The sequence below is a fragment of the Streptomyces sp. NPDC034085 genome (genome assembly GCF_055575555.1).
The window spans coordinates 934,029-947,169 of sequence record NZ_JBVISL010000001.1 but is presented as its reverse complement, the minus strand read 5'-3'; the positions used below and the strand labels follow the sequence as shown (position 1 = coordinate 947,169).

The window sequence follows — 13,141 nt, the reverse complement described above, 5'->3', positions numbered from 1 at the left end:
CGGGCCCCCACGAGGTCGCGGTACCCCGCGAAGCGGGGTCCGGGCACCGCCTCGTCCACCGGCCGGCCGGCCGGTTCCCACCCCCCTCACAGCGCACGGCCGCACCCCGCCCGGCGGGCGGGATCCCCGGCTACGGCCTCCAGGGGACGCGGTGTTCGGCGAGGTGGGCCAGGACCGAGTGGTTCGCCTCCCAGCCGTCCGGGAACTTGACCGTCACGCCCAGCTGGACCGGTTCCGTCGACGGGTGGTCGTCCAGCAGCTCCGCTATCCCCGCCCGGGCCACCACCACGCAGGCGTGCCGGTGCCGGGAGGCCAGCACGCACAGGCGGCCCGTCTCCAGGTGGAACGCCGTCGCGTCGGGGCGGCCCGACAGGGGGTGCAGGACCACGGTGAGGTCGTACTCGCGGCCCTGGAGCCGGTTCGCGGTGTCCACGGTGACCCCGCCCACGCCCAGCGCGGCCAGCGCCGAACGGACGGCGGCCGCCTGGTCGCGGTGGGCGGTGCCGACGGCGATCCGGTCCGGTGTCAGCGGCGAGGGCCCCCCGGACCGCTCGTCGGAGGTCACCGCACCCCGGTCCAGCGCCCGGCGCACCACCAGCGCCACCGCCCGCACCGCCTCCGGGTCCGTGCGCGGGGTGTGCCGCGCCGGCAGCTCCAGCAGCCCCCAGCCCGACTCGGCGGCCTCGTCCAGGACCCGGTCCGGGCCCGAGCCGTCCGACGGGACCCCGTACGCGAGACGCCGCTCGCCGGGGCCGGTGCCGCTGCGGAACTGCGAGTACGGGTAGAAGGCGCGCGAGACCAGCGGTGCGGCCGTCGCCGGGAGCCGCCACGACACCGGCAGCCGGTGCTGCGGCAGCTGCGGGTTGTGCGCCAGCAGGGTGGAGACCGCCGAGGCGGAGGGGTCGTACGACAGGCCCGCCCACTGCTCCGCGCCGACCATGCTGAACGGGTCCAGCTGCCCCGGGTCGCCCACGAACAGCGCCCGCTCGAACAGCCCGGCCACCGCCAGCAGCGCGTCCGAGCGCATCTGGTACGCCTCGTCCACGATGGCGTGCTCCCACGGCTCCGCGTCCCTGACGTACGCCCACTTCGCGGCGGTGGAGATGGTCACCGGCAGCTCCGCCAGGTCCGCCGGCTTCGCCGACAGGGTGACGGACGCCAGCTCGCGCAGCGCCGGGTCGTAGGCGTCCCCGTCGCTGCTGTGCAGCCGGCCCACCTTCAGCCCCGGATCCGCGTCGGCGAGGCGCAGCACCAGGTCGTCCACCTGCGCGTTGGTCTGCGCGACCACCATCAGCCGGCGCCCGGCGGCGGCCAGCTCCCGGGCCGCGCGCACCACGAGCGTGGACTTGCCGGCCCCCGGCGGGGAGTCCACCACGACGCCCCGCTCGGTGCCGTGCAGGGTGTCGTGGAGGATGGCGGCGGTGGCCCGGCCGGCGGCCGCGCCGGGGTCGAAGGCGGGGGTCACAGGAGGTCCTCGTCGGTCACGGCGTCCAGGGCGGGGGCGGTCGCGGAGCCCGGAGGGCCGCCGTGCGTCCACGGGGTGTTCTCCGGGTCGGGCAGCTTCGGGCCGCCGCGCGCGTCGTGCTCGAAGAGGGTCCAGCAGTCCCGGTCGCCCTTCTCCGGCACCGAGCCGGCCACCGGCTCCCGGCCCGCGCCCATCTTGTCGAGGACGCGCAGCACCAGCTGCCCGTCCTCCTCGTACCGTACGAACGCGAAGGCCTGCGGGCGCCCGTCCAGCGAGCGGTACACCTTCCCGCCGCCCTCCTCCGCCAGCTGCGGCCGGTCCTCGGTGGCCACCGTCACCAGCGGGCGCGGGCGGGGGCGCTTGCCGTCCGTCCACTCCATCACCACCTCGGTGACCTCCCCGGCGAACGCCTCGCCCGCGAACCGCCGGCCCGCCATGACCAGCGGGTCGTCCAGGGCCTCCTGCGCGTCGAGGCGCACCTGCTCGGTCTCCCGCGTGGCCAGCTTCTGCGCGGCCGTCACCGCGTCGTCGCGGCGCGGCTGCGGCGGCTCGCCCGCGCGGACCCGGTCGCGGTGGCCGGTGAAGGACCAGCGGTCGCGGGTCCAGCGCTCCTCGGTGCGCTCGCCGGGGGGCAGGGCGCGCAGCAGGGCGATCGCCTCCCAGGTCTGCCGCCAGGTGTTCCGCATCTGCCCCTCGACCAGCTGCCGCACGGCCTCCTCGGCGCGCCGCACGGGCTCCGCGTCGCGGGATCCGCCCGCCGCCGTGCGGGCCGCGTCGAACCGCGTGATCGCCGGGGCCAGCAGCTTGTTGTCGAAGGCCGGGTCGGTGGCCGGGCCGGCCGGCGGGAACAGCAGCAGGCCCTCCCCGTCCCGGGCGAGTTCCACGTGCAGCGCCCGCTCGGCCCCGGACGTGCCCTCGGGTGGGTCGATCCAGCCGAGCAGGGCCCCCAGGTGCTGGTCCTCCAGGCTGCTCTGGCCGGTCGCCCAGTGCCGGCCGAGCAGTTCGGTGGCGGCCATCAGCATCGAGGAGCCGGGGACGCGGGAGCGTTCGGCGAGGTGCGTGAACCAGCGGCCCAGCAGCGGCACCTGGGTGGGGGCCGGGTACGGGTTCTCCGGGTCCTCCTCGGCGGTGCGGCGGAAGCGCATGGAGCGGCCCAGCAGGCGCACGTACTCGATGCCGGCCCGGCTCGGCACGATGATCTGCGGCGCGTCCACGCACAGCTCGGCCTCCACCTTGACCTTCTTGCCGGTCTCCGGGTCGGTCTCGGTGCGCTCGGCCGGCTCCACGACGTCCGCGTACGCGTCGACGTACGCCATCACCTGCGCGGCCAGGGCGGCCAGGAACTCCCAGCGCAGGTCCCGGTCGCGCGGCTGCGGTATGACGAAGACGGACGGGTCGTCCGGGTCGGTGCCCAGCATCGCGCCGAGCGGCGCCCCGGCCTCGCCGGCGGTGGTCAGCGGGACGAAGACCAGCGGCCGCTCGCCCAGGTGGCGGTGGCGCACGGTCGCGAGCGGCCGGGCGCGGCCCGCGCGGACCGCCTCCAGCCGGGCCAGGGTGCTCAGCAGGGGCATTCGGGGCTCTCCGGTGCGTACGGGGGTCGGGCGGCGGCCGCCTCCAGCGCCTCGGCGCGCAGCCGGGCCGCCCGGCGCAGCGCCGCCGCGGTGGGATCGTCGGCGGGGGCGTCGCCGGAGCGGGCCCCGGCGGCCGCCGCGAGGGCCGCCTCGACGGTGGTCAGGCCGCCCAGCTCGCCCCGTACGGAACGGCCGAGCGCGGCCGGCTCCCCGGCGGCGCGGGACCGCTCGCGGCAGTGGAAGGCCAGCTCGCAGGCGGCGAGGCACTCGGGGGCGTAGGCGGCGGAGACCGCGGAGACGGCGGCGGTCAGCTCGGCGGCGGGCCGCGCGGGGTCGAAGCAGAGTCCCTCCGGCAGCCCGTCGGCCAGCTCCTCGACCCGGGTCAGCCGCTCCAGCTGGCGGCGGGTCACCGACCGCTCGCGGCGCACGTCCACGAGCGCGGCGGTGGGCACGTTGGAGAAGTCCTTCGGGCAGACGAGCAGCACCCGGTGGCTCACCTCGGCTCCCGCGAGCTTCCGGGCGGTCTGCTCCAGGGCGAGCACGTACACGGCGGCCTGCCGCGCGGCGGCCCCCACCTTCGCGGCGTCGGCGGCCCCGTCGATCAGCGGGAACGACTTGATCTCCACGACGGTCCAGCGGCCGTCGGGGTGCACCACGACGGCGTCCGGCTCCAGGTAGGCGGGGGTGCCCGCGACCTCCAGGGCCAGCATGGGGTGGTCCAGCAGCGTCCACGCCCCGGCGGCGGTGGCCTCCCGCAGGGCCAGCGCCGTCCGCGCGGCACGCCCCTCGGGCCCGGCGGCGGTCAGGTCGGGCACCCGCGCGTCCCGCCCGGGCGGCTCGGCCGCGCCGCCCAGGCGGGCGTGCGTCAGCCGCAGCAGCTCGGCGCCGCCGTCGCCCTTGACCTTGGCCTCGAAGGAGTTGCCGCGGACGATCGCGAACTGCGACTGCCCGAAGGCGGCGGGGGAGCCCAGGGCGGCCGCGAGCGCGGTCTTGTCCACTCCGGCGCCGTCGAGCAGGGCCCGTCTGCCGCAGCCGGGGTTGGCGGCGAGAGCGGCGAGCGCCCGGGCGTCGAGCGGGCGGGGCGGCACGGCGGGGCCGCGCAGGTCGGCGAGCCGCTGCCGCAGTGTCGTCGTCTGGGGCGGGCCGCTGGGCGGGTAGGAGCTCACGGGCGGAAGTGTCCCATCCGCCACTGACAATCGTGGTCATACGGCGGAAACGGTCCAGCCCGCCTTGCCCCCAGGGGGGCGGGCCCGCGGGCGGCCGGAACGCCGGCCGCCCGCGTCGGCGATGATGGACGGACGCCCTGACCGCATCCCCCGTCCCGGTCGCGCCCGCCGTGCGTCCCGGGGTGAGCACCTCTGACCAGGAGAAACACAGATGGCCCCGCGCATCCTGCTGGCCCGGCACGGCCAGACGGCATGGTCCCGGCTCGGCAAGCACACCGGCCGCACGGACGTGCCGCTGCTGGAGGAGGGCCGGCTGGGCGCGAAGCGGCTGGGCGAGCGCCTGGCCCGCGAGCCCTGGGCGGACCTGCGCGGCCTGGAGGTGCGCACCAGCCCGCTGGTCCGCGCCAGCGAGAGCTGCGACCTGGCGGGCTTCGGCGCGCAGGCCGACGCCTGGGACACCCTCATGGAGTGGGACTACGGCGACTACGAGGGCATGACCCCGGCCGAGATCCAGGCGGTCCGGCCGGGCTGGCTGATCTGGCGCGACGGGGTCCCCGGCGGCGAGTCCGTCGCCGACATCGCGGCGCGCGCCGACGAGGTCGTGTCCTGGGCCCGCTCGGCGGAGCGCGACGTCCTCGTCTTCGCCCACGGCCACATCCTGCGCACCCTCGCCGCCCGCTGGCTCGGCTTCGAGGCCTCCTTCGGCGCCCGCATCCGGCTCGACCCCACCTCCCTGTCCGTCCTCGGCTGGGCCTACGGGGCCCCCGCGCTGGAGCGCTGGAACGACACCGGCCACCTCGAAGGCTGACCCCGGCTCCGGTGTGCGGCATCCGGGCCGGGTGACGCGCGGTCGCCTCCGGGGTGCCGAGGCGGCGGTTCAGGCCTCGGCGTGCCGGGTGAGGAAGGCGCCCACGCGCGGGGAGCGCTGGTGCGGGACCAGGGTGCGGGCCGTGCCCGCGAGCATGGACCGGATCCGGGTCGAGCGGATGTCGGCCAGCAGGTCCAGCACCCGGCCGCCCGCCCAGGCCGCCTCGTCGGGCGCCCCGGCGCGGGCCAGGTTCTCGGCGAGCTCCGCCGTGTAGAGGGCGACGTTCCGCGAGAAGTGCGGGTCCTGGAGGTCCGCCGCGCGCCGGGCGTGCCGGGCCGCGCGGACGTGCTCCCCGAGCGCGGCCCAGCAGCGGGACTCCAGGGATTCCAGCTCCGCCTCGCCGAAGAACGACATCCACTCCGGGTCGGTGCCGCACTCGCCCCGCGCGAACTCCGCGTGCGCCCGGGCCAGGGACTCCTCGCAGGCCCTGCGGTCCCCGAGCCCCGCCCAGCCGCCGGCCTCCCGCAGCGCCAGCAGCGCCAGCAGCCGGGGCGAGCCGAGCGGGCGGGCCGCGCGCAGGCCCGCCTGGGCCGCCCGTACCGACTCGCGGTGGCGTCCGCGGTCCCGGGCCAGGAAGGCCATGTTGCTGAAGGCGTGCGCCTCCAGGGCCGCGTTCCCCGAGACCCGGGCGGTGGCCAGGGCCTCCGCGTAGTGCGAGCGGGCGTCCTCGAAGCGGCCCGAGTCGTGCGCCAGCCAGCCCACCGAGACGGCCAGTTCCCCGGCCCCCGCGTGCAGCCGGTCCTCGGTGGACTGCCGGGCGGCCCCCGCGTCGAGCAGCGCGTAGGCGGTCTGCAGGGGCTGCGCCGCCCGCCGGTAGAGGGCGTCGGCGCCGTGCCGGTCGTCCAGCAGCCGGATCTGGCGTACCGCGTCCTCGACCGCGGCGGCCTCGGCCTCCCCGGCGCGGGCGGGGATCCGGCGGCTGTCGCCGAGCAGGGTGAGGCTGAGGGTCGCGGCCGCCACGGTCGCGGAGCCGCCCGTCATGAACGCGCGACGCAGCACGTCGCTCTCCTTGGAACGCTGGATGAGGTGGGGGAAGACCGGGGGAGCGGGCCGGGCGCGCTGCGCGGACCGGCCGCGGACCGTCTCGCGGGGGGAGAACCCGAAGTCGGCGAGGGTACGGCCCGGGAACATGTGGAGGAAGACCCGCTCGTAGGCGTAGTTGGGGCAGCGGATCTCGCCCGACTCGACGCGGCCGATGTAGCGGGCGTCGCAGGAAACCGTTTCGCCGATCTCGCGGGCCGCGCGGCGGACCATGGCCGCGAACTCGGCCGGGGAGTGCTGACCGCGCAGCCGGCGGAAGGAGGAGTTGGGTGAGTGGGGGGACGCCGCCATGGACGTGTGCCTCTCTGGACAATCCCAGGTGTCCCGCAGGACCCTGTCGATCCCGGTCGATCTCGCCCCGGAGTCAGGGCTCCGGCGCGCATGAACGTACCGCCGGCGAGGGGTGCTTCATGCGGTGTTTGGCTACAAAACGGATATCTCACCCGTCATCCGCCATGAACTGCCATCCTTTGCGGCGTCTTGCCGCCGCACCCGTTGACGCTTCCGCGCGTTGAACCCATGCGGATACGGATCGAGGAGGGGTTCCCCTTGGTGGAGGCCGGCATGGACAGCATCGGAACGAACACCGCGCCCGGGCCCGGCGCGACCTCCCCGGCCGCGAGCCCGGCCGCGACCCCGGGCGCGGCCCCCTCGGCGGTCCTGTCACCGGCCCCTGCGCCCCTCCCGTCACCGGCTGCGACGACCGCCGTCGAGCCCGTCCCGTCACCGGCCGCCGTGTCCGCCCCTTCGTACGTCGTTCCTTACGCGGCGCCGGACCTGGTGACCGTGCCCGCCCGCCAGGGCCTGGAGGCGGTGGACATCATCCGCCGCGGCGCCGGGCAGGCCGCCCCCGGCGTCGGCCCGGTGCTGCACGACGGCTCCGGCGGGACCCTCGGGTTCCTCGTCCCGCCCGGCACCGCGGACGCCTGGGACCTGCCGGGGAGCGCCTGTACGCAGACCAACGGGCGCGGCATGCGCTTCGGCGACGCCGCCTCGCCCACCGCGGGCGGCACGGGCTGGCTGCTGCCGCCCGAGGCGGTGGGCCCGGTCACCGACCCCGAGGTGCTGCGTGCCGCGCTCGGCGAGGCGGCCCGGCTGATCGAGGCGGCCGACAACTGCCGCTGAGGCGCTGACCAGCCATAATGGGGGCGTGGCAGGCAAGAGCAAGGGCAGCAGGGGTAACCGGGGCGGCGCGGAACCGGTCGTCGGGCAGGTGGGCGGCGGCCTCGCCGAGCTGGTCCCGGACCGCGAACGCCCCCGCGCCTGGACCCTGCTCATCGACGGGGCCCCGCAGTCGCACGTGGACCTGGCGGACCCCGAGCACCTGGACTTCGCGTACCAGCGCCGGATCGGGCACCTCATCGACCTGATCGCCCCGGCCCGCCGGCCCCTGAACGTGGTGCACCTGGGCGGCGGCGCCTTCACCCTGGCCCGCTACACGGCCGCCGTGCGCCCCCGCTCCACACAGCAGGTGGTGGAGATCGACGGGGCCCTGGTGGCCTTCGTGCGGGAGCACCTGCCGCTGGACCCCCAGGCGCGGATCCGCGTACGGGCCGTGGACGCCCGGGCGGGGCTCGCGAAGGTGCCGGACGGCTGGGCGGACCTGGTCGTCGCGGACGTGTTCAGCGGGGCGCGCACCCCGGCCCACCTGACCAGCGCGGAGTTCCTGGACGACGTACGCCGGGCCCTGGCGCCCGCCGGATGGTACGTGGCCAACCTGGCGGACGGCCCGCCGCTGGCGCACCTGCGGGGCCAGATCGCCACGGCCGCCTCCCGGTTCGCGGAGCTGGCGCTGGCGGCGGATCCGGTCGTCTGGCGGGGGAAACGTTTCGGCAACGCGGTGCTCGTGGCCTCCGACCGGGAGCTGCCCGTCGCGGAGTTCACGCGCCGCGTGGCGAGCGACCCGCACCCCGGCCGGGTCGAACACGGCCGCGCGCTCGCGGACTTCACCGGCGGCGCCGCCCCGGTCGCGGACGCCTCGGCGGTGGCCTCCCCCCAGCCGCCGCCCTCGGTCTTCCGCTGACACGGCCCACGGGCGGCGCGGCCCGCGGGTCGACACCGCCTACGGGTCGACGATCTCCACCGCCGGCGGGTGGTCGTGCCAGGTGCAGAACACCGACACCTCGCGGCCGCCCTGGGTGAAGGTGACCCGGATCCAGAAGTCCTGCTTCCATACCTGCATCCGCCAGCCCGCCTCCGGTGTGGCCGAGACCAGCCCCGCCGAGGTGGTCCCGAGGTCGAAGACGACCCGCCCGCCCGACACCGCGTAGCTCCTCACCGTGCCGGATCCGCCGCCCTGCCCGTCCTCCGGGTACGGGCTCCGGCCGGGCGGCGGCGCCGCCTGCCTCGGCTTCGCGGACAGGGAGGCCGAAGGGCCGCTCGCAGCGGGCGCCGACGCGGACGCGGAGGCGGACGCCGCCGGGGACGGGGACGGGGAGCCCGGCGACGGCTCCGGGCCCAGCGTGGCGGAGGACGGCGGCGGGACGGACGGTGCCCGCGCCGTCAACGGCACCGCGAGCGGAGGATCGTAGGCCGTTCCGGACATGACCGTGTGCACGCCCCACCACGTCAGGGTCACGGCGGCCGCGGTCGCCAGCACCCAGGCCACGCCATGTACAGGTCCTCGTCGCATCGGGGCCCATCCTGCCCCACCCGTCACAGACCCGGCCCGGCACCTCCCCGGGTCCCCCGGATGGACTACCGTGCGCCCATGGCTAGTGTGCTCGTGGTCGAGGACGACCAGTTCGTACGTTCCGCCCTCATCCGGCACCTGACCGAGGCCTCCCACACCGTGCGGAGCGTCGGCACGGCCCTGGAGGCCCTGCGCGAAGTCGCCCACCACCGTTTCGACGTGGTCATCCTCGACCTCGGGCTGCCCGACCTCGACGGCTCCGAGGCCCTGAAGATGCTGCGCGGCATCACCGACGTACCGGTCATCATCGCCACCGCCCGCGACGACGAGGCCGAGATCGTCCGGCTGCTCAACGACGGCGCCGACGACTACCTGACGAAGCCCTTCTCCGTCGAGCACCTCTCCGCCCGGATGGCCGCCGTGCTGCGCCGCGCCCGCGCCGCCGCGGGGGCCGAACCCCCCTCCCGCGTGCTGCACGTCGGCGGGCTCGCCATCGACCCGCTGCGCCGCCAGGCCGAGCTCGACGGCTGCGTGCTCGACCTCACCCGGCGCGAGTTCGACCTGCTGGCCTTCCTCGCCGGACGGCCCGGGGTGGTCGTGGCCCGGCGCGAGCTGCTCGCCGAGGTGTGGCAGCAGTCGTACGGGGACGACCAGACCATCGACGTGCACCTGTCCTGGCTGCGCCGCAAGCTCGGCGAGACCGCCGCCCGCCCCCGCTACCTCCACACCCTGCGCGGCGTGGGCGTCAAACTGGAGCCACCGCAGTGAGGCGGACGCCGTGAGATGGGCGCTGGTCAAGGTGTGCCTCGCGGTCACGGCCATGGTGGTCCTGGCCTTCGCGGTGCCCCTGGCGATGGTGGTGCGGGAGATGGCCAGCGACCGCGCCTTCTCCAACGCCGAGCGGCAGGCCGCCACCATGGGGCCGACCCTGTCCATCACCACCGACCCGGCGCAGCTGCGCCGGGCCGTGGAGTCCACCGAGATGGGCGCCGCCGGGCGGATGGCCGTCCACGTGCCCGCGGTCGGCGGCGCCGCCGCGGTGGACCTCGGCGACGGCCGGGCCGCGGCGCAGGCGGTGGCCGAGACCCGCTCCCTCGGGCGGGCGACGACCACCGGCGTCCCCGGCGGGGGGTCCGCGCTGCTCCAGCCCGTCGCCCTCGGCTCCGGGGACATCGCCGTGATCGAGATCTACGTGCCGGAGAGCGAGGTCAGCAACGGCGTCACCACGGCCTGGCTCGTCCTCGGCGGGGTCGGCCTCGCGCTCGTCATCGGCTCGGTGGCGGTCGCGGACCGGCTCGGCGCCCGCCTGGTGCGCCCCGCCGAACGGCTCGCGGACGCCGCACACCAGCTGGGGGAGGGCAGGCTCGGGGCGCGCGTGCCGGAGGACGGCCCCAAGGAGCTCCGCTCGGCGGCCGTCGCGTTCAACTCGATGGCGGACCAGGTCGTGGAACTCCTCGCCAACGAGCGGGAGCTCGCCGCCGACCTCTCGCACCGGCTGCGCACGCCCTTGACCGTGCTGCGGCTCAACGCCGCCTCCCTCGGCGACGGCCCGGCCGCCGAGCACACCCGGGCGGCGGTGGAGCAGCTGGAACGGGAGGTCGACACGATCATCCGTACCGCCCGCGAGCAGCGCCCGCCCACCGCGGCCGCCACGGCCGGCTGCGACGCCTCCGAGGTGATCCGCGACCGGATGGCCTTCTGGTCGGCGCTGGCGGAGGACGAGGGCCGCGAGGTCCGGCTCGCGGGCGTCGACCGGACCGTGCGCATCCCGGTGGCCCGCCCGGAGCTGGCGGCCGCCCTGGACGCGATGCTCGGCAACGTCTTCCGGCACACCCCGGAGGCCACCCCCTTCGCGGTGGACGTGCACGACGCGGGGGACGCCGTCATCGTCCTGGTCTCGGACGCCGGCCCCGGCATCGCCGACCCGGACGCCGCCCTGCGCCGCGGCAACGACGGCGCGCGGGACGGTTCCACGGGGCTCGGCCTGGACATCGTCCGGCGGGTCGCGGAGTCCACGGGCGGCGACGTACGGCTGGGGCGCTCGGTGCTCGGGGGGACCGAGGTACGGGTGTGGATCGCGCTCGACGACCGGGCCCGGGGCGGCGACCGCGGGGCGCGCGGGCGGCGGGCCCGCCGCAGGCGCCGGGGCGACTGACCCCGGCCGGGGCAACCGGCGTACCCCCGGGGGCGCGCCTCGCGGGGCGGAAGTCCGCAGGTCGGTACGGTCCGCCTCATGGACACCCTCATCTTCGGCGGGCTCCTCGCCACCCTCGTCGCGATGCACCGGGACACGTCCCGGACCGTGATGCTCGGCGCCTGGTGGGTCATGCTCGTCGCCGTGCTCCTGCTGATGGCCCACCACATCACCAGCGGCCTCGCCCTCCACCTGAGCTACTGACCCGTGGCCACGATGAACAGCCTCCTGTCGGAGGCGCCGCCGGAGAGCGGCCTGCTGGGGCGGGTCCAGTACTGGTTCGCCTGCTTCTTCGCCGCCGGCTGGACGGCGGTCGTCTGCGGCGGCCTCTTCTACCAGTTCGGGCTGGGGGAGTACCCCTGCCCCCTGTGCGTCGTGCAGCGGATGTTCATGCTGCTGGCCGCGGCCGGCGCCGGGTACATCGTCCGCACCGCGCTGACGGCCGGCGTGGTGACGGGCCGGGACTACATGACGGGCTGGGGCATGGCCCTGGTCGCGGTGATGTGCGGCTCCTTCGCCGCGTGGCGGCAGACGATGCTGCACGTCCTCCCCGGCGACAAGGGATACGGCAGCGAGGCGTTCGGCCTGCACCTGTACGTGTGGGCGTGGATCCTCTTCTCCGCCTCGGCCGTCGCGATCGGCGTCGTCCTCGCCCTCGCCCACGCCACGGCCGCCCGGACCGTCCCGACGGCCGCCCCCGGCCCGTACCGGACGGCGGGGATGCTCGTCCTGGGCTTCCTGGGGCTGGTCATCGCCGTCAACCTGGTGGCGGTCTTCCTGGAGGAGGGCTTCCACTGGTTCCTGCCGGACGACCCCTCGCGCTACCGGTTCTTCCGCGACGTCGGAATCCTGGACTGAGGGGTTCCGCCGCGCGGGGAACACCGTACGGCTCCCGCCGCCCGGCGCCGGTACGGACGGCCCGCCCGGACGGGGGCGCAAATGTTGCCGCGGCCCCGTGCCGCGCGGAGGGTGGCCCTGACGGAAGGAGCCGCGCATGAGAGTCATGCTCAGGGCCCACATGGACACGGCCGCCACCAACGAGGGCATCTCGACCGGCGGCCTGCCCCAGGCGATGAAGAAGCTGATGGACAGGGTGAAGCCGGAGGCTGCCTACTTCGGCCTCCACGAGGGAGTGCGCTCCTGCTGGATGGTCTTCGACCTCCAGGACAGCGCGGACATGCCCTCGCTGACCTGGGACCTCTTCCACGAGTTCAACGCCGAGATCGAGGTCGCCCCCGTCATGACCGCGGCAGAACTGGCGAAGTCGCTGGGGGCGCTGCACTCGGCCTGAGCCCCGGCGACCGCAGCCGTACGCCGGCCCCCGGGCCCGCGGCTGCGCCGGCCCGGGCGCGCCCGGCGGGTGTACGGACATGCAGAAGGCCCCGGTCCGCTCTCGCGAACCGGGGCCTTCCCGCAGGGTGAGTGACGGGACTTGAACCCGCGGCCACCTGGACCACAACCAGGTGCTCTACCAACTGAGCTACACCCACCATGTCCGGTCGCAGAACGACCGGCCGAAGAAAAGGGTACAGGGTCCGTGAGGGTGCTCGCTCCACCCTTCCCCCGCGCCCCCCTCCGGGGGTGCTACTCGCCCGCCACCACGTGCTTGGCGGCGATCGACCGGGCGGTGTCCGAGTCGGGTCCGGGCTGCGGCACGAAGACCGCCTCGCGGTAGTAGCGCAGCTCGGCGATGGACTCCCTGATGTCCGCCAGCGCCCGGTGGTTGCCGCTCTTCGGCGGGCTGTTGAAGTACGCCCGCGGGTACCAGCGGCGCGCCAGCTCCTTGACCGAGGACACGTCCACGATCCGGTAGTGCAGGTGGCTCTCCAGCGCGGGCATGTCACGGAAGAGGAACCCGCGGTCGGTGCCGACCGAGTTCCCGCACAGCGGGGCCTTGCGGGGCTCCTTCACGTGCTCCCGCACGTACGCCAGGACCTGCGCCTCGGCGTCGGCCAGGGTCGTGCCGCCGGCCAGCTCGTCGAGCAGCCCGGAGGCGGTGTGCATCTCGCGCACCACGTCCGGCATGGTCTCCAGGGCCGCGTCCGGCGGGCGGATCACGATGTCCACGCCTTCGCCGAGCACGTTGAGTTCCGAGTCGGTGACCAGCGCGGCCACCTCGATAAGTGCGTCGTCCGTCAACGAGAGCCCGGTCATCTCGCAGTCGATCCACACCATGCGATCGTTCATGCGCCCCACCTTATGCC

At 75.8% G+C, this 13,141-nt stretch carries 14 protein-coding genes and 1 tRNA gene; 8 read left to right on the top strand and 7 right to left on the bottom strand.

Annotation, left to right across the window (positions count from 1 at the left end):
• Window positions 1-130: 130 nt before the first annotated feature.
• Genes ACZ501_RS04400 through ACZ501_RS04390 form a run of 3 tightly spaced genes read right to left on the bottom strand, consistent with a single transcriptional unit; the run spans window position 131 to window position 4,202 of the window.
• Window positions 131-1,465: an AAA domain-containing protein gene (locus ACZ501_RS04400; RefSeq protein ID WP_468792428.1), complete on the bottom strand. Its 1,335-nt coding sequence runs from the start codon at window positions 1,463-1,465 to the stop codon at window positions 131-133.
• Window positions 1,462-3,036: a hypothetical protein gene (locus ACZ501_RS04395; protein WP_362460950.1), complete on the bottom strand. Its 1,575-nt coding sequence runs from the start codon at window positions 3,034-3,036 to the stop codon at window positions 1,462-1,464. The genes ACZ501_RS04400 and ACZ501_RS04395 overlap by 4 nt, the downstream gene beginning before the upstream one ends.
• Window positions 3,024-4,202, bottom strand: a complete 1,179-nt coding sequence (locus ACZ501_RS04390; RefSeq protein ID WP_468792425.1) for a hypothetical protein — start codon at window positions 4,200-4,202, stop codon at window positions 3,024-3,026. Before ACZ501_RS04390 ends, ACZ501_RS04395 begins: the two co-directional genes overlap by 13 nt.
• A gap of 211 nt (window positions 4,203-4,413) precedes the next feature.
• Between ACZ501_RS04390 and ACZ501_RS04385 the strand changes: the two genes are divergently transcribed.
• Complete coding sequence (locus tag ACZ501_RS04385) at window positions 4,414-5,010, top strand: histidine phosphatase family protein (protein ID WP_468792422.1); 597 nt, start codon at window positions 4,414-4,416, stop codon at window positions 5,008-5,010.
• A gap of 69 nt (window positions 5,011-5,079) precedes the next feature.
• On the opposite strand, the gene ACZ501_RS04380 is transcribed toward ACZ501_RS04385, so the two are convergent.
• Window positions 5,080-6,402 carry a tetratricopeptide repeat protein gene (locus ACZ501_RS04380; RefSeq protein WP_468792419.1) on the bottom strand — a complete coding sequence of 441 codons (1,323 nt, stop codon included), beginning with the start codon at window positions 6,400-6,402 and terminating at the stop codon, window positions 5,080-5,082.
• Window positions 6,403-6,675: 273 nt separating this feature from the next.
• Here ACZ501_RS04380 and ACZ501_RS04375 point away from each other — a divergent pair, with 273 nt between their 5' ends.
• Both ACZ501_RS04375 and ACZ501_RS04370 read left to right on the top strand, forming a co-directional pair.
• Window positions 6,676-7,236 carry a hypothetical protein gene (locus tag ACZ501_RS04375; protein WP_468792415.1) on the top strand — a complete coding sequence of 187 codons (561 nt, stop codon included), beginning with the start codon at window positions 6,676-6,678 and terminating at the stop codon, window positions 7,234-7,236.
• Window positions 7,237-7,261: 25 nt separating this feature from the next.
• Entirely contained in the window at window positions 7,262-8,134 is an 873-nt protein-coding gene (locus ACZ501_RS04370; RefSeq protein ID WP_361602545.1) for a spermidine synthase, read from the top strand.
• A gap of 39 nt (window positions 8,135-8,173) precedes the next feature.
• Here the strand turns inward: ACZ501_RS04370 and ACZ501_RS04365 are convergent, their stop codons facing one another.
• The gene (locus ACZ501_RS04365) at window positions 8,174-8,743 is read right to left on the bottom strand and encodes a hypothetical protein (protein ID WP_468792413.1); all 570 of its coding nucleotides are present in this window, start codon (window positions 8,741-8,743) and stop codon (window positions 8,174-8,176) included.
• A 78-nt stretch (window positions 8,744-8,821) separates the two neighbouring features.
• Between ACZ501_RS04365 and ACZ501_RS04360 the strand changes: the two genes are divergently transcribed.
• The 5 genes from ACZ501_RS04360 (at window position 8,822) to ACZ501_RS04340 (ending at window position 12,228) form a co-directional block, all read left to right on the top strand.
• The gene (locus ACZ501_RS04360; RefSeq protein WP_361602536.1) at window positions 8,822-9,511 is read left to right on the top strand and encodes a response regulator transcription factor; all 690 of its coding nucleotides are present in this window, start codon (window positions 8,822-8,824) and stop codon (window positions 9,509-9,511) included.
• Window positions 9,512-9,521: 10 nt separating this feature from the next.
• Window positions 9,522-10,898: a sensor histidine kinase gene (locus ACZ501_RS04355; protein ID WP_468792410.1), complete on the top strand. Its 1,377-nt coding sequence runs from the start codon at window positions 9,522-9,524 to the stop codon at window positions 10,896-10,898.
• 78 nt (window positions 10,899-10,976) lie between these two features.
• Complete coding sequence (locus tag ACZ501_RS04350) at window positions 10,977-11,141, top strand: DUF5993 family protein (protein ID WP_361602530.1); 165 nt, start codon at window positions 10,977-10,979, stop codon at window positions 11,139-11,141.
• Window positions 11,142-11,153: 12 nt separating this feature from the next.
• Window positions 11,154-11,795: a disulfide bond formation protein B gene (locus tag ACZ501_RS04345; protein WP_468792681.1), complete on the top strand. Its 642-nt coding sequence runs from the start codon at window positions 11,154-11,156 to the stop codon at window positions 11,793-11,795.
• 136 nt (window positions 11,796-11,931) lie between these two features.
• The gene (locus ACZ501_RS04340) at window positions 11,932-12,228 is read left to right on the top strand and encodes a hypothetical protein (protein WP_361602527.1); all 297 of its coding nucleotides are present in this window, start codon (window positions 11,932-11,934) and stop codon (window positions 12,226-12,228) included.
• A 126-nt stretch (window positions 12,229-12,354) separates the two neighbouring features.
• Here the strand turns inward: ACZ501_RS04340 and ACZ501_RS04335 are convergent.
• Window positions 12,355-12,427, bottom strand: a tRNA-His gene (locus tag ACZ501_RS04335).
• A gap of 94 nt (window positions 12,428-12,521) precedes the next feature.
• The gene (gene orn, locus ACZ501_RS04330) at window positions 12,522-13,124 is read right to left on the bottom strand and encodes an oligoribonuclease (RefSeq protein ID WP_361602524.1); all 603 of its coding nucleotides are present in this window, start codon (window positions 13,122-13,124) and stop codon (window positions 12,522-12,524) included.
• Window positions 13,125-13,141 lie beyond the last annotated feature (17 nt).